Annotated in this window: 22 protein-coding genes and 1 pseudogene; 12 read left to right on the plus strand and 11 right to left on the minus strand. The window is 36.1% G+C overall.

Translation table 11 applies throughout. The features are described 5' to 3' along the window. Positions 1-236 precede the first annotated feature (236 nt). The 3 genes and pseudogenes from NST14_RS03910 (at position 237) to NST14_RS03920 (ending at position 2,294) form a co-directional block, all read left to right on the plus strand. The gene (locus NST14_RS03910; protein WP_000487209.1) at positions 237-1,529 is read left to right on the plus strand and encodes an NCS2 family permease; all 1,293 of its coding nucleotides are present in this window, start codon (positions 237-239) and stop codon (positions 1,527-1,529) included. A gap of 131 nt (positions 1,530-1,660) precedes the next feature. Beyond that, positions 1,661-1,861: a helix-turn-helix transcriptional regulator gene (locus NST14_RS03915; protein WP_000301182.1), complete on the plus strand. Its 201-nt coding sequence runs from the start codon at positions 1,661-1,663 to the stop codon at positions 1,859-1,861. 4 nt (positions 1,862-1,865) lie between these two features. After that, positions 1,866-2,294, plus strand: a pseudogene (locus tag NST14_RS03920) (hypothetical protein). 39 nt (positions 2,295-2,333) lie between these two features. Here NST14_RS03920 and NST14_RS03925 read toward each other — a convergent pair. The 8 genes from NST14_RS03925 to NST14_RS03960 form a co-directional block, all read right to left on the minus strand. After that, the gene (locus tag NST14_RS03925) at positions 2,334-2,771 is read right to left on the minus strand and encodes a GNAT family N-acetyltransferase (RefSeq protein ID WP_214328595.1); all 438 of its coding nucleotides are present in this window, start codon (positions 2,769-2,771) and stop codon (positions 2,334-2,336) included. Between the two features lie 14 nt (positions 2,772-2,785). Then, a complete protein-coding gene (locus tag NST14_RS03930) occupies positions 2,786-3,043 on the minus strand; it encodes a DUF4022 family protein (protein WP_003296716.1) in 258 nt (85 codons plus the stop codon). A 53-nt stretch (positions 3,044-3,096) separates the two neighbouring features. Next, the gene (locus NST14_RS03935; RefSeq protein WP_000399984.1) at positions 3,097-4,926 is read right to left on the minus strand and encodes a monovalent cation:proton antiporter family protein; all 1,830 of its coding nucleotides are present in this window, start codon (positions 4,924-4,926) and stop codon (positions 3,097-3,099) included. A gap of 220 nt (positions 4,927-5,146) precedes the next feature. Next, the gene (gene qoxD, locus NST14_RS03940) at positions 5,147-5,458 is read right to left on the minus strand and encodes a cytochrome aa3 quinol oxidase subunit IV (protein WP_000531377.1); all 312 of its coding nucleotides are present in this window, start codon (positions 5,456-5,458) and stop codon (positions 5,147-5,149) included. Further along, on the minus strand, positions 5,459-6,061 hold the full coding sequence (qoxC, locus tag NST14_RS03945) for a cytochrome aa3 quinol oxidase subunit III (RefSeq protein ID WP_000729317.1): 603 nt from the start codon (positions 6,059-6,061) through the stop codon (positions 5,459-5,461). It abuts the gene before it with no gap. A 13-nt stretch (positions 6,062-6,074) separates the two neighbouring features. After that, positions 6,075-8,009, minus strand: coding sequence for a cytochrome aa3 quinol oxidase subunit I (gene qoxB, locus NST14_RS03950; RefSeq protein ID WP_000762372.1), 1,935 nt, complete (start codon positions 8,007-8,009; stop codon positions 6,075-6,077). Between the two features lie 33 nt (positions 8,010-8,042). After that, positions 8,043-8,918 (minus strand): cytochrome aa3 quinol oxidase subunit II, encoded by an 876-nt coding sequence (locus NST14_RS03955; RefSeq protein ID WP_001176167.1) that lies wholly within the window; start codon positions 8,916-8,918, stop codon positions 8,043-8,045. A 282-nt stretch (positions 8,919-9,200) separates the two neighbouring features. Next, on the minus strand, positions 9,201-10,616 hold the full coding sequence (locus NST14_RS03960) for an amino acid permease (protein WP_001076078.1): 1,416 nt from the start codon (positions 10,614-10,616) through the stop codon (positions 9,201-9,203). A 378-nt stretch (positions 10,617-10,994) separates the two neighbouring features. On the opposite strand from NST14_RS03960, the gene NST14_RS03965 reads away from it, so the two are divergent. From NST14_RS03965 to NST14_RS04000, 8 genes are all read left to right on the plus strand, one after another. After that, a complete protein-coding gene (locus tag NST14_RS03965; RefSeq protein ID WP_214328596.1) occupies positions 10,995-11,705 on the plus strand; it encodes a C39 family peptidase in 711 nt (236 codons plus the stop codon). 132 nt (positions 11,706-11,837) lie between these two features. Then, positions 11,838-13,013, plus strand: a complete 1,176-nt coding sequence (locus tag NST14_RS03970) for an amidohydrolase (RefSeq protein WP_229143102.1) — start codon at positions 11,838-11,840, stop codon at positions 13,011-13,013. Position 13,014: 1 nt separating this feature from the next. Then, positions 13,015-13,212, plus strand: a complete 198-nt coding sequence (locus tag NST14_RS03975) for a DUF3311 domain-containing protein (protein WP_000719858.1) — start codon at positions 13,015-13,017, stop codon at positions 13,210-13,212. Next, complete coding sequence (locus NST14_RS03980; protein WP_229143101.1) at positions 13,209-14,681, plus strand: sodium:solute symporter family protein; 1,473 nt, start codon at positions 13,209-13,211, stop codon at positions 14,679-14,681. The genes NST14_RS03975 and NST14_RS03980 overlap by 4 nt, the downstream gene beginning before the upstream one ends. Positions 14,682-14,783: 102 nt before the next feature. Continuing rightward, the gene (gene gerLA / locus NST14_RS03985; protein WP_001996708.1) at positions 14,784-16,262 is read left to right on the plus strand and encodes a spore germination protein GerLA; all 1,479 of its coding nucleotides are present in this window, start codon (positions 14,784-14,786) and stop codon (positions 16,260-16,262) included. Beyond that, positions 16,263-17,387 (plus strand): spore germination protein GerLB, encoded by a 1,125-nt coding sequence (gene gerLB / locus NST14_RS03990; RefSeq protein ID WP_109630438.1) that lies wholly within the window; start codon positions 16,263-16,265, stop codon positions 17,385-17,387. It abuts the gene before it with no gap. Then, a complete protein-coding gene (locus NST14_RS03995) occupies positions 17,371-18,537 on the plus strand; it encodes a Ger(x)C family spore germination protein (protein WP_033687823.1) in 1,167 nt (388 codons plus the stop codon). The genes gerLB and NST14_RS03995 overlap by 17 nt, the downstream gene beginning before the upstream one ends. Positions 18,538-18,548: 11 nt before the next feature. Continuing rightward, the gene (locus NST14_RS04000; protein WP_071742034.1) at positions 18,549-18,686 is read left to right on the plus strand and encodes a hypothetical protein; all 138 of its coding nucleotides are present in this window, start codon (positions 18,549-18,551) and stop codon (positions 18,684-18,686) included. Positions 18,687-18,747: 61 nt separating this feature from the next. On the opposite strand, the gene NST14_RS04005 is transcribed toward NST14_RS04000, so the two are convergent. From NST14_RS04005 to NST14_RS04015, 3 genes are read right to left on the minus strand one after another with little or no spacing between them, the layout of a single operon-like run. After that, positions 18,748-20,148: a nucleoside recognition domain-containing protein gene (locus NST14_RS04005; protein WP_000443601.1), complete on the minus strand. Its 1,401-nt coding sequence runs from the start codon at positions 20,146-20,148 to the stop codon at positions 18,748-18,750. Next, positions 20,126-20,848 carry a FeoB small GTPase domain-containing protein gene (locus tag NST14_RS04010; RefSeq protein ID WP_000049870.1) on the minus strand — a complete coding sequence of 241 codons (723 nt, stop codon included), beginning with the start codon at positions 20,846-20,848 and terminating at the stop codon, positions 20,126-20,128. Before NST14_RS04010 ends, NST14_RS04005 begins: the two co-directional genes overlap by 23 nt. Beyond that, positions 20,845-21,102 (minus strand): FeoA family protein, encoded by a 258-nt coding sequence (locus NST14_RS04015; protein WP_000252986.1) that lies wholly within the window; start codon positions 21,100-21,102, stop codon positions 20,845-20,847. The genes NST14_RS04010 and NST14_RS04015 overlap by 4 nt, the downstream gene beginning before the upstream one ends. A 512-nt stretch (positions 21,103-21,614) precedes the next feature. On the opposite strand from NST14_RS04015, the gene NST14_RS04020 reads away from it, so the two are divergent. Then, entirely contained in the window at positions 21,615-22,514 is a 900-nt protein-coding gene (locus NST14_RS04020) for a phosphate ABC transporter substrate-binding protein PstS (protein ID WP_000245119.1), read from the plus strand. The last annotated feature ends 42 nt before the right edge of the window (positions 22,515-22,556 follow it).

Below are 22,556 nucleotides of genomic sequence, written 5' to 3' on the forward strand. Positions count from 1 at the left end.
ACTAAATATTTAACTATTTCAAATTATAAAACATTTCCATCTGTTATGCTACAAAAATAATCATTATTAACTGTACTACATCTGTACTTGTCAGACTTAAACTTAAAATTCGAACTATTAGCGAATATATTGACTCTTCTTTTTATTGATTGTTAAGATTAAGTATTATATTTTCTCACATACTAGTAAGAAAAGAATGTGTGATAATAATTCAGATGTAGGAAGGGTACATAACCATGTTTCAATTACAAAAATATAACACTTCTGTGAAGCAAGAGCTTTTAGCTGGCATCACAACTTTTTTTACATTTGCGTATATTCTTGTCATCAATCCGAAAATATTATCTGATGCAGGTGTACCATTTGATCAAGCTTTTACGGCAACTATTATTGCGACTGTTGTAGGGACGCTATGTATGGCGTTTTTAGCTAACTATCCAATTGTTATTGCTCCAGCTATGGGAATGAATGCGTATTTTGCTTATTCTGTCGTTCAACAGGCAGAGGGGATTACATATGTCATTGCGTTTTCAGCAGTATTTGTAACAGGTATCATTTTTCTTTTATTATCTTTCACTTCATTTAGGCAAAAGCTTATTGTCGCAATTCCTGATAGTTTAAAACATGCAATTGCAGGTGGAATTGGGTTATTTATTGCTTTTATTGGATTACGTCTATCTGGAATTATCGTTGATCATCCATCTAACTTAGTTACGATTGGTGATTTCCATTCTCCAGCCGTTATTTTAACTTTAATTGGTTTGATTTTAGCGGCGGTATTAATGACATTGCGTGTGAGCGGTGCATTATTTATTAGTATGATTGTGACAGGAATTATCGCCTTCTTTACAGGGCAGCTGAAGTTTACGGATAAAATTGTTGCGATGCCTCATTTACCAGAGGGGATTATCGTTTCAAATCCAATTAACGCCTTTTCAGATGTAATTGAATACGGATTATATGGCGTTGTATTTTCATTTTTACTTGTACTGTTATTTGATACAACAGGAGCATTACTCGGTTTAATTAAACAAGCAGGTTTAATTACAGATAATACAGAGAAACGTTTTGGTAAAGCATTTATTGCGGATGCAATTGGCGGTACTACAGGCTCTATCTTTGGGACAAGCCCAACAGCAGCGACGATTGAATCGTCAGCTGGTATTGCTGCAGGTGGTAAAACGGGATTAACAGGTATTGTAGTAGTTGGCCTAACGATTATAACGGCATTCTTTAGCCCTGTTATTGCTTCTTTATCAAGTGTAGCCGCTATTACAGCTCCTTCATTAATTATTGTAGGTAGTTTAATGGCACAAAGTATTCGTGATATTAATTGGAATGAATTTGAAGATGCATTACCAGCATTTTTAATTTTCGTTGGTATTCCGTTAACGTCTAGTATTGCGAATGGAATTGCAATTGGATTTTTAGTGTATCCAGTCTTAAAAATTGTGAAAGGGAAAGGGATGGAGGTACATCCGTTACTCTACTTATTTACAATTTTATTTGGATGTCATTTATTCTTATAATATATGAGAGGGGGCTTCTTATGAGGGGCTCCTTTTTTGTGTATAATAAAGTGAAACTATAATCAGTCACGCAAAATATAAATTACTTAATGGAATATATATGTTACAATATGGATGGAGGGGGAACATGAATGGCTGTAAGTAAAATAAAAGTCGCGCGTGTTCAGTTAGATTTAACACAGCAACAATTAGCAGAAAAAGTAGGCGTTACAAGGCAAACGATTAGTTTAATTGAGAAGGGCAAATACAATCCGTCTTTAGATTTATGTTTGAAAATTTGTTATGCAGTAGATAAAACTTTGAATGATTTGTTTTGGGAGGAAAAGGAGTGATTCGATGAAAATTGTGAAAGATGAACGTTTAATGATTGAGGGGTTAAAACATATTAGATTAGTTTTCATCTTATAAAATATTTTCATACTAGGTATTGTTTTTTATCGCTACGTTTTGCAAGATGCAGGATATGAAAGTGTTTCGGATTTATTAATGGTATTTATGGGTGGGATTGTAGTTATTAACTTTTTAAATCTGAAAAATTCAGTGGAAGTGTATGAGCATACAGGGGGAGTATCACGTAGCTATTTCATGAAACTATTATTAATTCCTGTAAGTATTATTATTGGGATTTTAGCTATTTGTATCGTTGTAACACCAGATATTTCGATAAAGGAAATTAGTATGACAGGACTTATTATGTTTGCTTGTTTTTTAGTTCCTAGTCTGTTTATATACATATATATGAAAAAGATAAAAAGTGAAGATTGAAATATAAGAAAAGCTTTCCCGTATTGCGGAAAGCTTTTCTTATATTCTTTTATACAGTACTTTATGAAGGCCAATTGGTTCAATTTCAAAGATTTCACCATGTTCTTGGAAGCCTAAGCGCTTGTAATAGTCAGCTACAGTAATTCGGCCATTACACCATAATATATTTGCTTGACGCTCTTGTAAGATTTGTTCTGCTTTCTGAATTAAGGAGCTTCCAGCGTGGTTGTTTCGAAACTCAGGCAATGTGGCCATTCCTCGTAGACGATAATGCATACCTGCTTGTAAGTCGGGATGCATTTCCTTTGAGAAAGAAGCGATACTAATAAGTTGATCGTTTATAAATGCGCCTAAGTGAAAGGTATCTGTTTCATAGTCAGAAGGGTATTTACAATCTGCTAATGTTTGATTCGGGCGCAAAATTTTTTGACGTAATACGTAAGTTTCAGATCCATCAATATTTTTCACGGTAATCATATTAACATCCTTTCTTATAAGGCTTTTTCTGTTAATTGTATAAAGAAATAGGCAGGTGCGGCGAAAAGTCCGAGTATACTAGCGGTTCCGAGAAGGAGTGAAAGTAAGAGGCAAGAGTATTTTATTCCATTTGATTTTTTCCATCCGTAACTACAAATTTCAATACTAACACCGATGAGAATAATGGCAACGAGTATTTCTGCTAATAATAAGAGAGCTAAAGTTATAATAGACATAATGTAATCCATCCTCATAATATGTGATAGTAACATTTTACCATATGGAATGGAAAAAAATGCCCCTTAATTATGTAAGGGGCATTTTTCTATTCTAATATGCTTTTTAGTGTATCGATATGTTCCTTTGAGCCTGTTACAAGTAATGTGTCACCGTGTTGTAGTCTTGTATCACCATGAGGGATTAATGCTTTATTCCCACGATAAATTTGAATGACTAGTACATCACCTAAAAACGGAAGGCGACGAAGTGCAACGCCGTTATATTTATTGCTTCGTAGTTCAACTTCACGGACTGTTTCGTTTGCTGTTGTAATTAAGCGAACGAGACTCGGTTTATCAATTAGCGCACGTAATAGAATACGTGTAGAGTTAATGGTTGAGAATACGGCGATATGTTCTTGTGTTGCTTTTTCTTGTAGAAGCGGATCTTCTACACTTGCAATAACATGTTCAACACCTAGTTCTTTTGCATGTTCTGCTAATAGTAAGTTTTGTTCATCATCACTTGTTGCAACAACAACGCGGTCTGCATGAAATGCTGTTTGTTCGGTTAATGATGCAATTGTGATGTCATCTAATTTCACAATAGGGAAGTCGTGCGATTTCGCTTCCTCATCATTTATTTTATTTTGACGCATCATATATAGTGTTACGTCATAATCTTCTCGTTTTAAATCAAGTGATAACGGAAGGGTAATTCTGCTCGCACCAATAATTGAAACTTTTGGTTTTGGTGTTTCCACTTTTGGGAACATCTTTTTAAATAATATAGGTGCGAAAATACAAGTAATAACTGCGCTTAAAATAAGGGAGGCAGATAAACTTGGACTAATGATTCCTAGTTTTTCACCAATTTGTGCAGCTGCAATAACTAAAGAAAGTGTCGATGTTAATAAGATGGCACTCCCCAGTACGATATTACGTGGATACCATTTTCGTAAAACGAGTGATGGTAACAGTTTTGAGATAAAGAGTCCTACAATTAAAATTGGGATCATGAGCATACTAGAAGGCTCTTTAAAAATAGACCAAACCTCTAAATTTACGCCAACCATTACGAAGAAAATAGGAATGAAGAAACCGTATCCGATAGAATCCAGTTTTTCAACCATATCTTCATTTGGTGATAATAATGATACGAGTACACCTGCTAAGAAGGCACCTAAAATATTTTCGGCTCCAACGGATTCAGATAACCCAACTAATATTAAGATGAGTGCAAAAACAGCTCTTGTATCAATTTGTACACTACCAGCTTTTAAGCTATCTAAGTATGGAATGTTTTTAAAACGTTTTGCAACGAAGTAAATAACAATACCAGCGCCGAATAGAAGAAGAAGGAGCCACATGCTTTGGCCGCTTTCGGAATTTAATCCGACGAATACAGCAAGTAAAATCATTGTGACTAAATCGGCAATAACAGCGACTAATAAAATGATTTGTCCGATTGCGGTTTTTCCTAAGTTATTTTCTTTTAATGTTGGTACGACAACACCTAAAGAAATTGTTGAAATAATTAAAGTCATAAACATTGCATTATCTACAAATCCTAGCCATACGAATAGTAGTGATAGGGCATAAGATAAGATGAAAATAAATAAGAAGATAATGCTTGCTGCTTGAAATGTGTTTGGTTCGTTTGTCGTATTCTTTTTCCCTTTTTGTTTAAAGATAGAAAAATCAATTTCTAAACCGCTTAAAAACATAAGAAAGATAAATCCTAGTGTCGATAAGACTTGAAGCCACATATCTGGCTCAATAATATTAAACCCACTTTTACCTACAAAGATTCCTGCGATGATTTCTGCAACGACGACAGGAAGTGCTTTTAATTTAAAGCGTTGTAACAAAAGGGGAACGAAAAACGCGATTGCAACGACAACCATAAGTGATAGAACAGAAGTGTGATGTTCCATTGCGTTCTCTCCCTTCAAATAAATATAGTACTTATTTAGCCATATAATAGGTAGAAAAGCAACGCATATGGATTCGATTTCATAAAGAAAGAGTTTTCTTAACATTTGTCATAATAAGTATATTTTTCATGATTCTGTTGTTAATTCCGTAATGTGGATGTAATAGGGGAGGGAATAAAAAAAGACTGCTGAGGAATCTCAGCAGTCTTTTTCATGTACATTACATTGAGAAGAAGATCCATACAGTTAAACCAACTGTTGCAGTTGCAACGAAGAAACTGTAAATCATAGTAAGAACTTGAACTCTTCCTTCTCCTTCTTTTAAGTGCATGAACATGATTAATTGTAACAACGCTTGCGCAACAGCCATTACGATAATAGTTGTTAAGATCGTTGAAAGTGGCAGGTCTGTGTAAAGTGCCACGTATAGCGCTAGGAATGTTAGTGCAAGCGATAAAATAAATCCGAAAACGTGTGACCAAGGGAATCCGCTATGCGCATGCCCGTTTGCTTGGTTGTTATTTTGACCCATTTACGCCACCATCCCGTTCAAGTAAACTAGTGTGTAAATAAAGACCCAAACTAGATCAAGGAAATGCCAGTATAAGCTGATAATGAATACTTTACGAGCTGTAACTGGTGTTAAACCTCGTTTTAAAATTTGGATAATAACACAAATTGCCCAAATGATACCGCCTGTTACGTGGGCTCCGTGCGTTCCAAGAAGAACGAAGAATCCAGATAGGAAAGCACTTGTTTGAATTGTTGCGCCTTCACCAATATACATAATGAACTCTTCAATCTCGAAGAATAGGAAGCCTGCACCTAAAAGTAATGTAAGGACGAACCATCCAAGCATTGCTTTTTGGTTGTGCTTACGCATTTCGTGAATCACGATACCACATGTGAAACTACTTGTTAAAAGTAATAATGTTTGAATTAAAAGCGTTTTAAGTTCAAACAGTTGTGCTGGTGTTGGGCCATCTGCCGTACGACCAGCAAGTACTAGATAAGAGGCGAAAAGTGTTGCGAACAGCATAATTTCAGCCCCAAGAAAAATCCAGAATCCTAGGATATTCAATCTGCTTTGTTCGGATTGATATTCCAAAGGTAAGCTTTTGTCTAAAGCCGCCATATCATTTCACCTCTCATGCTACATGTTCTGATTTTTTAATTTCATCAACACTAATATAGTAACCTTCATCGTAATCGAATGAACGATAGATTAAGCAAGCTAAAATACCAATGCCGCCGATTGCTGCAAGCCAGAACCAGCTAAATACTAATGCGAAACCTGCAAGACCGAAGAATCCAGACGCAATAATAGGCACACCAGAGTTACTTGGCATGTGAATTGGTTTGATGTCTTCTGCTGCTGGTGTAACTGTTTCTCCGCGTTTTTTCATGTACCAGAAAGCATCAGCTTCTTTGATTTCAGGAAGTTTCGCGAAGTTGTAATGTTGTACAGGAGATTGAGTTGCCCATTCAAGTGTACGGCCGTCCCATGGATCTCCAGTTGTGTCACGTTCACCGTGACGAGCACTCCAAATTACGTTGTAGCAAAGAAGTAGGAAGCCGATACCCATCATTACCGCACCAACAGATGCGATTTGGTTTAGCCATCCCCATCCAAGACTTTCAGAGTAAGTGTACATACGACGAGTCATACCGTCTAAACCTAAGAAGTACATTGGGAAGAAACAGATGTTGAATCCGCTCATAAAGATCCAGAATGTCCATTTACCTAGGCGTTCATTTAACATATGACCAGTCATTTTTGGATACCAGAATGTGAATCCAGCAAGCATAGCGAATACTGTACCTGCGATTAATACGTAGTGGAAGTGAGCGATTAGGAAGTAGCTGTTATGGTACTGATAATCAGCTGCTGCCATACCAAGCATAACCCCTGTAACCCCACCGACTACGAAGTTTGGAATAAATGCCAATGACCAAAGCATTGGAACTGTAAAACGAATACGTCCTTTATACAGTGTAAACAACCAGTTAAAGATCTTAACCCCGGTTGGAATCGAAATCGCCATTGTCGAAATCGAGAAGAATGAGTTAACCGCTGGACCTGCACCCATCGTGAAGAAGTGGTGAAGCCATACGACGAAACTTAGTAAAGAAATTGCAACCATTGAGTATACCATCGCACTGTAACCGAATAGACGTTTACGTGAGAATGTACTAATGATTTCAGAGAAAATACCGAATGCCGGTAAAATAACGATATATACTTCAGGGTGACCCCATACCCAGAATAGGTTGGCCCATAACATTGGCATACCGCCGCTCGCCATCGTAAAGAAGTGAGCATCGAATAGACGGTCAAATGTCATTAATGCTAGAGCAACTGTTAATACTGGGAAAGCGAAAATAATGATAATCGTTGTAATTAAGATTGACCAAGTAAACATTGGCATTCTCATTAAAGTCATACCAGGTGTACGCATTTTTAAGATAGTAACAAGGAAGTTAATACCTGTCATTAACGTACCGAGACCTGAAATCTGTAATGCAATTGCGTAGTAGTTATTTCCTACACCAGAAGTAAACTCTGTACCTGCCATTGGGAAGTAAGAAGTCCACCCAGCGTCTGGAGAACCACCGATTACGAAAGCGATGTTGAATAACATTGCTCCGACAAAGAATAACCAGAAACTTAAAGCATTTAAGAACGGATATGCAACGTCACGAGCACCAATTTGTAATGGTACTACAAGGTTCATTAATCCCATAACGAATGGCATCGCCATGAAAAGAATCATAACTGTACCATGTGTTGTGAAGATTCCGTTATAGTGTTCAGCGTTTAAATAAGTTGTTTCAGGGAATGTTAACTGTGCACGGATCATTAAACCGTCCATACCACCACGGAATAACATAATAACCGCAGAGATAATATACATGGCCCCAATCTTTTTATGGTCAACAGTTGTTAACCATTCGTCCCAAAGCCATTTCCATTTTTTATACTTAGTTAGTACGAAAATGATTGCTAATGTCACAAGAACGATAGAAGCGTCTGCACCGTAAATAATCGGGTCACCTGTGACAAAGAATTCATCAAGCTTCACTGTGTTCACTCCAATCTGTTGGAATTATAGCTATTATTTTTTGTTTTTGTAGTAGTTGTAATCACAATATTCAAGTGATTTTGGATCTACATAACTTAAGTGATGGCTAGAGAATGTCATACGACCAACTACACCAGGTTTAACAATTTCGTTGTACTTATCTTCTGTTAGTTTAGGAGCAGTTTGTTGTACTTCTTTAACCCACTTGTCATATTTCTCTTTAGTTTTTGCTTCAACTTCGAACTCCATGTGAGTAAATCCTTCACCAGAGAAGTTCGCGCTACGACCTAGGTAAGAACCTGGTTTGTCAGCTTGTAAATAAAGGTCCATAATCATGCCATCCATTGTGTACTTCATACCACCAAGTTCTGGTACCCAGAAAGCATTCATTGGGCCGACAGAAGTCAGTTTGAATTGAATTGGTACACCAGCTGGGATGTTTAAATAGTTAACGGTTTCAATTTTTTCCTCTGGGTAACTGAATAACCATTTCCAGTTTGCAGATGTAACATAAATCTCCACTGGTTTAATATGTTTGGACTCTTTCGGAACCTCTTCCGAAGCATAAGTTGCTTTTACTGTTGGAATCGATAATGCGATAACGATAATAACAGGAACAAGCGTCCAAATGATTTCTAATAATGTGTTACCGTGTTGTTCAGGTGGCTCATAGTCCATATTCTCTGGTTTTTCACGATAACGAATCAAGATGACTGTAAACAAGATGAATACAATTGCGATAATTAATGACATAAGCAAGAATGACCAAACAATTAAATCATACTGTGCTTTTGCAACAGGTCCTTGCGGATTTAATACTGCGAGTTTTTTATCACAGCCACCGAGGAACAGAAGTAATGATAACGGAAGAAGCGAAGCCAACTTCCAAAACGCTTTCTTTAGTTGCACGATTGAAAATCTCCTTTCTCCTTGGATTGAAACTATGCCAATAAAACAATATAAACCTATTAATTTATAGAAGGCAATAGTTTTTGAGATATTGTTAAAAAATAGACACAAATGCACACTTTTTAAGGTGAATATCATTTGTAACTTGATTACATTGTAAACTATTTTCCAGAGAAAAATGCGATTGTGAAAATTTTAAGATAAATAAAGTTATACCAGGATACCCAAGAAATAGAAAAAAGCTATCTTATCATAAGAAAGATAGCTGAATATTTCGTATATTTAGTTTATTTCTTGTGAAATAGTCTGTTGTTGTTCAAATGTGACAATTTTTTTATATTTCACTTGATATAAAATGTAACAAATGACCATAAATGGAATGCCGCAATAAAGAGCAATTCTCTGATCTGGAATGAAAGCTAAACTAACAAATGTAATGAAATTGAGTGAGAACGCTACGATTGGAACGAGCGGATAAAGTGGTGTGCGATATTTTAAATCATTTATGTCACCACCGTTTTTCACGAAGTTTCTACGGAAGAAAAACTGTGAAGCCGCAATTGACATCCAAACGACAACAGCAGCCATTGCTGCGATAGATGTTAAAACTAAAAAGACAGTATCTGCTGCAAATACACTTGTTAATAGGGATAGACTTGCAAAGATTAGACTGAAAATCAATGCGTTTAGTGGTACACCTTTTTTAGTTAATTTCGTAAATGCTGGACTTGCCATTCCTTGTTTTGCCATCGCCCAAAGCATACGCGAATTTGCGTATAGACCAGAATTGGCTACGGATAATACAGCTGTAATAATAACAAAGTTCATAATGTCTGCTGCATATGGAACACCAGCTACATCAAATACAAGTACAAATGGACTTTCGACTAGATTAGCCTCTTGCCACGGGAGTAAACCTACAACAACTGATATTGCTAGGACGAAGAAGAATAGTGTGCGCCAAATGGTATTTTTGATTGCTTTAGGAATTGTTTTTTCAGGATTTTCACTTTCTCCTGAAGCAATTCCGATTAATTCTGTTCCTTGGAAGGAGTAATTTACTGTGATCATCGTAAGAAGAACAGCTAATGCACCATTTGGAAATAGGCCGCCATTTTCAGTGAAATTGTGAAGCATTGGAGCTGGTTTTCCGTTAAAGTCTAGTAAGCCGAACATAACCGCACCACCGAGTACGATGAAAACAACAATAGTTGCGACTTTTACACTTGCGAACCAAAATTCTGCTTCTGCATATGCTTTTGCTGATAAAGCGTTTACAAGAAAGAGTGCTGCCGCAAATGTAACACACCAAATCCACGAAGAAACGTCTGGAAACCATCGTTTCATTAAAATACTTACAGTTGTTAACTCTACTCCAACTGTAACAGCCCAATTTAACCAATACATCCAACCGACAACAAAACCAAAACCAGGTGAAATAAATTTGCTTGCATAGCTTTGGAATGAACCTGCTTCTGGCATAGCTACGGATAATTCACCAAGACATAACATCGTTAAATACATAACAAATCCACCGACTAAAAATGCAAGAATAGCACCACCAGGGCCGGCGTTATGGACGATTTGACCAGATCCCATAAATAGGCCAGTTCCGATAACACCACCAAGTGCAATCATAAATAGGTGTCTACTTTTCATTGTGCGTTTTAAATCTGTTTGTTCTACTTGTTGATTCATATGCCCCTCACCCCGTTATTTTCTTATATGTGTTAACTGGTTTTCATTCTGAGTTTTTAATCATTAGTGGGGGATGTGACACATACTCAGTTTATTTGCTATGAAATGAATGAAGTATGTAAAAAAACGAACTATGACTAAATACTCTAAGAATGGTTTTATTAACAAGGTGATATCTTCACCATGTTAATAATTTTGATTTTAGCAAAATGTTGCTAAAAAGTATATTTTTTTCTTTTTATTAAAAATAATTAGAATTTTATAACGATGTAGTTATGAACAATAATTCACAGAATCTTTCTAGCAAACTAGCAAGAAGAAAGGTACAATGGTAAGAGGTATGTCTGTAAAATAATAATTAATGGAGTTTTGTTTAAAATGAAAAAGTTAAAATATCTTTTTGTTTTTGGAATTATATTTGCTGCAGCGTTTTTTATAGGGAAAGATAAGATTATACAAAAGGCACAAGTGCTACGCTTAGATTTTCTATCTGAAATGAAAGAAGCGGCTATGATTGAAAATGTTCCGTTTATAAAGCAGTTACCAGAATTACCTCGTGGATGTGAAGTGACAAGCTTAGCTATGTTGCTACAATATAAAGGTGTGCAAGTAGATAAGATGCAACTTGCTAGTGAAATTCATCGAGTTCCATTTGAACAAAATGGTTTGCGTGGAAATCCGTATGAGGGATTTGTTGGAAATATTTATACGAAAGCTGAACGAGGATATGGTGTATACAATAAACCAATCTTTAATTTAGCAGAAAAATATGTTTCTGAAAAAGTAATTAATTTAACAGATAGAGATGTGAAAGATCTATATAAGGTAATTAGTTCTGGTTCTCCAGTATGGGTTATTATTAATACAACATTTAAGCCGCTAGCTGAAAGCAGTTTTGAAACATGGAATACAAGCTCTGGTGAAGTGAAAATTACATATTTTGAGCATAGTGTAGTAGTAGTTGGATACGATCAAAACTTTGTATATGTAAATGATCCTCTAAAAAATAATCCGCGTTTTGCTGTTCCACGAGCAGAGTTTGAGAAAGCGTGGGAGCAAATGGGGAAACAAGCGATTACTATTTTATAATAATGAAAAAGTCATCATTTCGATGGCTTTTTATTTTTAAATAATTATAATAGAAAATTCAGAAGATTCTTTTAAAAGTTAACAATTCACGTTATAATAACATTTAACTTGGTGAAGAAGGGGAGAAGAGAAATGGATGTAGCGAAGGAACTAGTTGTATCGAAAAATCAATTGATTGAGTGGAGAAGACATTTTCATAAGTATCCAGAGTTATCTTTTCAAGAAGAGAAAACATCGCAGTTTGTGTTTGACATACTTCGGAAAATTCCACATTTAGAAGTGTTAAGACCTACTAAATATAGTGTAATGGCAAGATTAATTGGTAAGCAGCCTGGTAAAACCATTGCGGTTCGTGCTGACATGGATGCTCTTCCTATTCATGAAGAAAATGAGTTTGACTTTATTTCTACATATCCGGGTGTAATGCATGCATGTGGCCATGATGGACATATAGCGATATTACTTGGAGTTGTACATAAGTTAGTAGAAGCAAGAGAGAAAATTAAAGGGGAGATTCGTTTTCTATTCCAACATGCTGAAGAAAACTTTCCTGGCGGTGCAGAGGAAATGGTTGCAGCGGGTGTAATGGAAGGGGTCGATTATATTATTGGTGCTCACCTTTGGGCATCGTTAGAGGTTGGAAAAGTAGGTGTAATTTATGGTCCTGCAATGGCTGCCCCAGATGTTTTTAAAATTATAATAGAAGGAAAAGGTGGACATGCTGGAATCCCTCATGAAACAGTTGATAGTATTGCAATTGGTACACAAGTGGTTTCGCAACTTCAGCAAATTGTCTCTCGCTTCACGAATCCGTTAGATTCTCTTGTAGTATCTGTTACGCAATTTCACGCTGGGACAACTCATAATGTGATTCCAGAACAAGCGGAGATTGAAGGGACAGTGCGGAGTTTAAGACATGAGTTGCGAGAAGAAACAGAGAAAAGAATTGAACAGATTGTAAAGCATGTGACGGAAGCTTACGGAGCGAAATATACTTTTTCTTATGAATATGGATATCGTCCAGTAGTAAATGATTATGAAGTGACAGAGATTATTGAGCAAACAGCATTACAGCTTTATGGAAGAGAGCGAGTTACTCGTTTACAGCCCACGATGGCTGGAGAAGATTTTTCAGCGTTTTTACAAAAAGTACCAGGGACATTCTTTTTTATCGGAGCAGGAAATAAAGAGAAAGGAATTATATATCCTCACCATCACCCTCGTTTTACGATTGATGAAGATGCATTACCAATTGGCGTGCAAGTCTTTGTATCATCGATTATGAATTTCATAAGTAAAGGAGAATGAGATGAAGAAAATACACGTATTAGCGCTTATTCCAGTTTTTTGTTTAGTTGTTGGCCCCGTATTTGCTAATTCAGTTACTCCTTACATATTAGGGATGCCATTTTTATTATTTTGGATATTATTATCAGTGCTTATTACATCTCTTTGTATGGGGATTGTATACGTATTTGATCCTGCTAATAAGGGGGATGTAAAATGACCGCATTACTTATCATTATTTTATTTTTGTTTCTCGCACTATTTTTGGGAATTCGGGCGCAACATGGAAAAGATATGAATTTAGAGCAATGGTCAGTTGGAGGAAGAGGCTTTGGTACTATTTTTGTTTTTCTTCTTATGGCAGGTGAAATTTATACGACATTCACATTTTTAGGTGGAAGTGGATGGGCGTATAGTAAAGGAGCACCTACTTTTTATATTTTAGGTTATGGTGCGTTAGCTTATATTTTATCTTATTTTTTATTACCACCAGTTTGGAAGTATGCAAAAGAGCATAATCTAGTTTCACAGCCAGATTTTTTTGTGAAGAAATATAAGAGTCAGGCACTTGGCCTTATCGTTTCTATCATTGGGGTTATTTCGATTATCCCATACCTTGTTTTACAGTTAAAAGGATTAGGAATTATCGTTTCGGAAGCGTCTTACGGAAGGGTATCACCAGTTATCGCAGTGTGGATTGGCGCAATTGTTATAACGATATATGTAATGGTTTCAGGTATACACGGCTCTGCTTGGACGGCCGCTTTGAAGGATATTATGATCCTGTTTATCGTTATGTTTTTAGGTATATATTTACCGTACCATTATTACGGAGGATTTCAGCCGATGTTTGAAGCTGTAGAAGCAGCAAAACCAGGATTTTTATCTTTACCTGATGAAGGAATGAGCATTTCTTGGTTTGTTTCTACTATTATATTAACAGCTCTCGGTTTCTATATGTGGCCCCATACATTTGCCTCTGCTTTCTCTGCAAAAAATGAAAAAGTATTTCGTAAAAATGCGGCCATTATGCCACTGTACTCTTTAGTTTTACTTTTCGTGTTCTTTGCAGGGTTCGCAGCTATTTTGCAAGTTCCTGGATTAAAGGGAGGGGATGTAGACCTTTCGTTATTCCGTCTGGCTCTTCAAACTTTTGATCCTTGGTTTATTGGGATTATTGGTAGTGCTGGAGTTTTAACGGCATTAGTTCCAGGTTCTATGCTTGTCATGGCCGCTTCTACATTATTAGCGAAAAATATTTACCGAACAATGGTCCCATCTGCCTCGGATCGACAAGTGGCAAAAGTAGCGAAATTATTTGTTCCTGTAGTAACGCTTGTAGCTGTTTTGTTTACTTTTAAAGGTGGAGAAACGATAGGAGCACTTCTTTTAATGGGATATAGTATAGTGACACAACTTTTCCCGGCACTTGTATGTAGTTTGTTTCCACGTCAGACTATTACGAAGCAAGGGGCAATTGCCGGGATGGGGATTGGGTTATTAGTGGTTGCGTATATTACTTTATCTGGTTCAACTATAGCTACGATGTTTCCGGGTTTCCCTCAATATATAAAAGATTTAAATGTAGGTATAGTCGCGCTGTTAATGAATATGATTGTGATGTTTATCGTTAGCGGATTCACGAAAAATGTGTCTATAAAAGCAGACAATATAATAGTAGAAAAGTAATTCGTATGCTAGAGCTATCTTTGAAAAGAGATAGCTCTTTTTTTGTATATATTTTCTTCTATTAGCGGAATCTAACTAAAAACTTGTTGAAAAGGAAGTTAGGTGGGGGATTTGTTAGAGCTAAAAGGTAACTTATTTGAAGTTATGAAAGAAATTAGAGATGAGTTAGGTTCGCCTAATGATTTGACAATTAGGGAAGTTGCCCTTGCTGGTAGTTTTACACGCTGTGCTGTTGTCTTTTTATGTGGGTTAACAGATAAGGATAATGTTTATAAATATGTAGTTCGTACACTTCAATATGAAGAAATACAAAAAGACGAAGCTGTTGTTCAAACATTATTGGATCGCTTTATTTCTATTGCAGAAGTTGGTAAGAAGACAACGTTGCCGGATATTATAAATGCGATTTTAGCGGGAGATACAGTTATATTAATTGATAATATTCAAACCGCTATCGTAATTAATAGTAGGGCTTGGGAAAAAAGAAGTTTAGAACCGCCAGTAACAGAAGATTTAATACGTGGACCGAGAATTGGATTAAATGAAGATATTAACGTGAATAAAGTATTAATTCGCCGTAGTTTACGTGACCCAAAGCTGAGATTTCAATCTTATATTATGGGAAAGAGATCCCAAAAAGAAGTGACTTTAGTATATATAGAAGACATTATTAATCCTTACATTGTAAAAGAGCTAGATCGGCGTCTTCAATCCATAGTGACAGATGTCGTTTTTGAGACGGGTACAATTGAGCAATTAATTCAAGATAATAATTTGTCGCCGTTTCCGCAGTTTTTGAATACGGAAAGGCCTGATAATATTGTGGCCTCATTAACGAAAGGAAAGGCAGCTATTTTGGTGGATGGATCTCCCTTTGCCCTTATAGCTCCGCTAGTGTTTGTTGATATTTTTCAATCTGTGGAAGATCATTATGAGCGTTGGGTAATAGGGACTTTATTAAGAATTTTGCGGATGGGTTCTGGTATAGTTGCAATTTTAATGCCAGCGATGTATGTAGCGCTCGTCTCGTATCACCAAGGACTTATTCCTTCTAAATTGGCTTATTCGATTGCTGGAGCAAGAGAAGGTGTTCCTTTTCCTGCCTATATTGAAACGTTAATGATGGCATTAACGATGGAGTTAATACGAGAAGCAGGAATTAGGTTGCCGAAACCGATGGGACAAACAATTGGGATTGTAGGTGGTCTTGTAATTGGAGAGGCAGCGGTGAATGCAGGAATTGTAAATCCATTTTTAGTTATCATTATTGCGGTTACAGCTATTGCTACATTTTCACTTCCGGTGTATAGCATCACAATTACGTTTCGGATTTTACTTTTCGTCTTTGTATTAGCAGCAACGGCTTTTGGGTTGTATGGAATCATTCTAGCTCTTATTGCGCTTGCTGTTCATATTACAAATTTAACAAGTGTTGGTGTGCCGTATACAACTCCAATTGCTCCCGCATTCTATAAAGATTGGAAAGAAGAGCTTATTCGTTTGCCGAAATCAATGTTGAAAGAGAGACCGGAATATTTACAAACGAAGGATTCTACAATACGTCCAAAGGAGCGAGAATAATTGAAACCATTTGAGTATGGCGATGAAGAGATTGGATCTCGGGAAATTGGGTTTGCGGTATCTTCGACCATTATTGGTATAGGAGCATTGTCTATGCCAAGAGATATCGCTAACCAAACTTTATTTTCGGACGGTTGGATTATTTTGCTTTTGGGTGGATTGGTGTGTGCAGTTTTAGGTTGGTTTGTAACGAGGGTAGCTATTTTATTCCCGAAACAAAACTTTGTTCAATATACGAGTGCGCATTTGACAAAGCCTGTTGCATACACGATTAGCAGCGTTTTAGTATTAACGTTTGCTGCGTTGACAGCATATGAATCGCGAATGATTTCAATTATTTCCCAAACGTATTTGTTTAGTGATACACCAATACAACTACTGTCTTTCTTCTTCTTATTAGTTGTTATTTATGGAATAGCAGGATCTAGAGCAGCTTTATTAAGGTTAAATGTTCTATTTTTACCTATTGTTTTAATTGCGATAGTGCTTCTTTCTTTATTGAATATAAATTTAATGGAAATAAATAATTTACTACCAGCCTTTCAAACGGAAGTGAGTCAATATGCTGTTGGAGTTAAAAATTCTATTTTTACGTTTATTGGATTTGAAGTAGCTCTGTTTTATGCTGTGTTGCTGAATGATAAGGCGGCAAAAAAAGCACCAATGGCAGTTGCGAAAGCGGTAATGGTAAATGTGTTGTCGTACATTTTAATTTATGTAACTTGTATTAGTGTTTTTACGTATATGACAACTCGTGGATTGACGTACCCAACAATTGAATTAGGGAAAGAAATTGAAATTGGTGGAGGGTTTTTAGAAAGATTTGATGCAATTTTTTTTACAACTTGGATTATTACTATTTATAACACTACGGTCATGTATTATGATGTCGCATCATTATTATTTTGCGCTATGTTTCCCAAAGTGAAGAAACATATTTTCATTTTTGTAAGTGCCCCGATTATTTTTATGGTGAATATGATACCTAGTAGTTTAAATGCTTTATCAAATTATGGAACTTATTTAGCTTGGATAGATATGGGGTTTGTCGTGTTAGCACCTTTGTTAGTTTTTATTGTATATAAAATAAGAAGAAGGAATGGTAGAAATGAAACACCTTCTTAAAATTATAATGCTTATGGTTTTAGTTGGATCTATCAGTGGGTGTTCTGAGCTAGAAGAAATAGAAGAAAGAGGATTTGTAGTAGGTGCAGCCTATGATATCGCGAAAAAAAAGAAATCGAATCCGATTATGAAAGGGACGTATCAGATGGTGCTTCCCAGTAAGCTAGCGCAACAAGGGGGACAAGGTGGTGGAGATAGTGAAAATTATATTAATGTGAGTGCGAAAGCAGATAGTGTCTTTGAGCAAATCCGAATTATTGCTAAAAAAATTAGTCGAACATTATTTTTTCCGCATATACAAGTGATTATTTTTTCGGAAGAATTACTGGCGAATCCGTATGTTTTGCAAAATACGTTAGATGTATATATTCGCGATCATGAAATGAGGAGAAATATTCGTTTGTTTGTTTCGAAGAAGAATGCCGAATCTATTTTAAAACAGAGTGCAAAACCTGAAAATTTACCGGCACAGTATATTGATATGTTAGCTGAACATCCTCCGAAAAATGCCCAAATGATTGAGGCTGCAAGAATTGGTGAGGTTCAGGAAAAGATGATTGCGAGCCGAAGCTTCGTATTACCTATTCTTGAATTAACAAAGCAAGGTGTACAAATGAACGGGGCAGCGTTGTTTCGTGGGAAGGATAATAAGTGTGTAGGCAGTTTGAATGGGGAAGAAACATTAGGAATGAATTATATAGTAGGTAAAAAAATTGGAGGTTTTTTTACTATCCGCAAAAAGAATCAACTTATTACATATGAAATTCATAAGTTGCGTCGGAAAATTAAAGTATCTACAACAAATGTTACAAAACCAAAGTTTAATATTCACTTATTTTTGGAAGGTACAATAGCTGAGTTACACTTTAGTGATCATAAAAAGGTCTTGAATGAAAAACGTTTAGAGAAGGATATTTCGAAGGAAATGGAGACGCGCATCCGAAAATCCGTTCAGCTTGTTCAAAAAAAATATAAGGTAGATGTATTAGAATTAGGGGAAGTGTATAAGCGGCATAATTATAAAGAGTGGAAAAAAATAAGTAAGAATTGGGATCAAGGTGAAAATTACTTTAGTGATGCTGAGGTTACTGTTCATGTTCATCCAACAATTGAACATACGGGTTCAGCTTTACCAAAAAGAGTAAAGTAAGGTGATGGAAGTTGTTTACTGGATTAGGAATTAGTTGCACAATATTAATGGCGATTCTTCCAGGCGCTATATACTTTATTCATAAGAAACTCACAACGTATGGAGCGCAGCCTTGGAATGCTGATGTGCAAAAAAAGAAACCTGAATGATTTCAGGTTTCTTTCGTGCAAAGCATATGTGAAGGGGGATACCTTCTATGTATGCTTTGCTTTATACAAGCCCTAACCAATGTACCAATTGTGTAGAGAGGAATGTCACAACGATGGCGATAACGGTAGGGATTGCAAATGATAAGAATGTCCATTTTGCACTTTTTGTTTCTTTATATATGTTAACCAGTGTCGTTCCACATGGGAAATGAAGAAGTGAGAACAACATTGTGTTTAACGCTGTTAACCAAGTCCAACCATTTTCTAAGAATAAATTTTTAATTTGATTAAAATCATCTATTTCAGTTAAAGCCCCGGTTGATAAGTAAGACATTAATAAAATCGGGATAACAATTTCATTCGCTGGTAGTCCAAGAATAAACGCAGCTAGAATAAAGCCGTCAAGTCCTAACATTTTAGCAAATGGATCTAGAAAATTTACAAAATACATAAGTAAGCTTGTGTCACCGATGAAAATATTAGCTAGTAACCAAGTTAATGCAGCCGCAGGGGCAGCTACAACAACAGCTCGTTTTAAAACATAAACTGATTTATCGAGTGTTGCGCGCACAATTGTATTCCAAACCTTTGGCTTACGGTACGGCGGTAACTCAAGTGTGTAGTGGGTTGGAACGCCTTTTAAAGCTGTTTTGGATAGTACCCAAGAAACAGTTAATGTCATAACGATACCAATTACAACCATTCCAACTACAACGCCGGCAGTAACAAGTGTTTGCATACTACCTGTATAACCAGCAGCCATAAATAATGAGGCCATTAAAATTAACATAGGCCAGCGACCGTTACAAGGTACGAAGTTATTTGTTAAGATTGCAAGCATACGTTCACGTGGTGATTCAATAATACGTGTTGACATAATAGCTGCAGCGTTACAACCAAAGCCCATTGCCATTGTTAAAGATTGTTTACCGTGTGCACCAGAGCGTTTGAATAAGCGGTCCATATTAAACGCAACGCGTGGTAAGTATCCATAGTTTTCTAATAGTGCGAACATAGGGAAAAAGATGGCCATAGGTGGTAACATAACGCTAATAACAGCGCCGATACCACGGAATAAACCAAGTATTAAAATGCCATGTAACCATTCAGGTGCGTGTGCTGCTTGGAACCAAGAAGTTAAATATCCTTCGGCCCATCCGAAAAACTCAGCAATCATATCAGATGGTACGTTAGCACCAGCGATTGTAAGATAAAAAATGATAGATAAAATACCGAGCATAATTGGGAATCCCCATATTGGAGATGTGAAAATTTTATCTAGTTTTTCAGAACGATATAATTTATCCGTATTTGTATATTGAACAGATTCTTTACAGATGCTTGCAGATGTTCGATAAATATCTCCGACAATATCATCTCGTATATCTTCTTTTGAAAGTGTTTGAGCGTGTTGAATAATATAGTCTAATGGAAGAGCTTTACTGGCTGAGTGAGATTCCATTGATTACGACCTCCCTTACAAGTGGTTCGTTATGATGTTTTTCAAGTGCAGTTAAGAAATTTTTATCTCCATCTAATATACGTAATGCAATCCAACGTGCTGGATACGTATCACCGAATACTTTATAAATTTGTGGTTCTAATTCTCGAATCATATTTTCAATTTTTTCACTATAAGTAACTTTAATTGGTGCTGGAATTAGCTTTTTATTTGCTACTTTAGCAATGACATTTAGTAAATGACCGATGCCTACTCGGTTACGAGCGGAAATCTTAACTACAGGTACACCAAGTGATTTTGCTAATTTTTTTTCATCGATAACGATGCCTTTTTTCTCAGCTTCATCAATTAAGTTAATACAAATGACTACGTTACTCGTCATTTCCATCACTTGAAGTGCTAAATTTAAATTTCTTTCCATTGCTGTTGCATCTACAACAACTACAGTTACTTCTGGTTTTTCAAATATAATATAATCCCTTGCTACTTCTTCATCCGCAGAATTTGAATATAGTGAGTAAGTCCCAGGTAAATCTATTAATGTATATTTACTACCGTTATGTTCATATTCTCCTTCAGCTTTTAAAACAGTTTTTCCCGTCCAGTTTCCAGTATGTTGTTTTAAACCTGTTAAAGTATTAAATAATGTACTTTTCCCGGTATTTGGGTTGCCAGCTAAAGCAATGCGATATTTGCTCATCTGAAATCATCTCCTATTAATACCCCGAAAATAAGGGAACTTTCTTCCTTGCGTAGTGCGATAGTTGTGTTGCTTACTTGATAAGCGACCGGATCTCCAAGTGGGCTGCGTTGTAATACTTTAATTGTTGCGCCGGGGATAAATCCTAAATCTAATAAACGTCGTTTCATAGTTCCTTCTAATTGTATCTTCTCAATTTGTACAAACTCTCCAGTCTTAAATTCGGAAAGTGGTTTTTTATTAGCCGATACCATAAAAGTTACCTCATCTCTATATTGTTAGTTTAAGTTTAAAAAGTTTCCTTAGGTAAACTTTTTGTTAGTAATATAGTAGACTACATTGGATGATGCTGTCAATTGGTACTTTAAAAATATTCATTTATTTTTAGAATTGTTCCAATTTATTTAGTTGTACTAAAAAATATTACTGAAATTCTGTGTAATGTACATAAATTAGGCGCGTAAAAGTAACAAAATACAACGGAATTGTAAATGTAACCTTAACTAAAAGGAAAAAAGAGTGAAAAATATTTACATTGAATTTACATTGTTAAGAATAAATTTACATTGCAGCCTAATTAGTGTGGATTTTGTTGGGTTCTTCAACTATAAATGTTGGGATTCCTAGTTTTTAAGGGGTATTATCGTCATTTACTTAAAATTAAAAATTGCTTAACACTCACATAATATTATTGTCCTACAATGAATTTGTGTTCGAAAGAAGTAGATAAATGTGAAAAGTGATAATCCAAATGGGGGTACAAGACATGGTCATGAAAAAGGGTATTAAATTTTCTTTAGCAGCTTTAGTGGTAGCGGGTTCATTAGTGGGATGTGGAAAAGCAGAAGAGACGTCAGGTAAAGATGCTAAAGGAAGCGATAATGCAAAACAAGAATTGTCAGGTACGATAGCAGCTGCAGGCTCTACAGCACTTCAACCTCTTGCAGAGGAAGCTGGAAAGAAATTTATGGAGAAAAATTCAAACGTTTCTATTCAAGTGCAAGGTGGCGGTAGTGGAACTGGAATTAACCAAGTAGCTTCTGGTGCGGTCCAAATTGGTAACTCAGATGTTCCATCTGCAGATAAAATAAAAGATGCTGATAAGGCGAAAGAATTAGTAGATAACAAGGTAGCGGGTATTGCATTCGCACTTGTCGTAAATAAAGATGTAAAAGTTGATAATTTAACAGTACAACAAGTACAAGATATCTTCACTGGAAAAGTAACAAACTGGAAAGAGGTAGGCGGGAAAGATGAAAAAATTAACGTAATTAACCGTCCAGCTTCTTCTGGTACACGTGCTACATTTGAAAAAACAATTATGAAAGACGCGAAAATTAATGATGGAACTGGTACTACACAAGATTCTAACGGTGCAGTAGAACAAGCGATTAACTCTACTCCAGGTTCAGTAAGTTATTTAGCAATGTCTTACATGGTTGGCGAGAAAAAAGGTGCGCTACAAACAGTGAAAATTGATGGTGCTGAACCAAAAGTTGAAAACATTGCGTCTGGTAAATATCCATTCTGGTCTTACGAGTACATGGTAACGAAAGGTGAGGCAAAAGAAGCAACAAAAGCTTACATTGACTATGTAAAAGGTAAAGATTTTGAAAAGCAAGTAGAAGATATGGGTTATATTCCAATGTCTAAATTAAATAAGTAATAAAATTTATGGGGCTGGCTGCAAGGCCAGTCCTGTTCATTT

Source organism: Bacillus sp. FSL W8-0519, assembly GCF_038005585.1.
GTDB lineage: Bacteria > Bacillota > Bacilli > Bacillales > Bacillaceae_G > Bacillus_A > Bacillus_A paranthracis.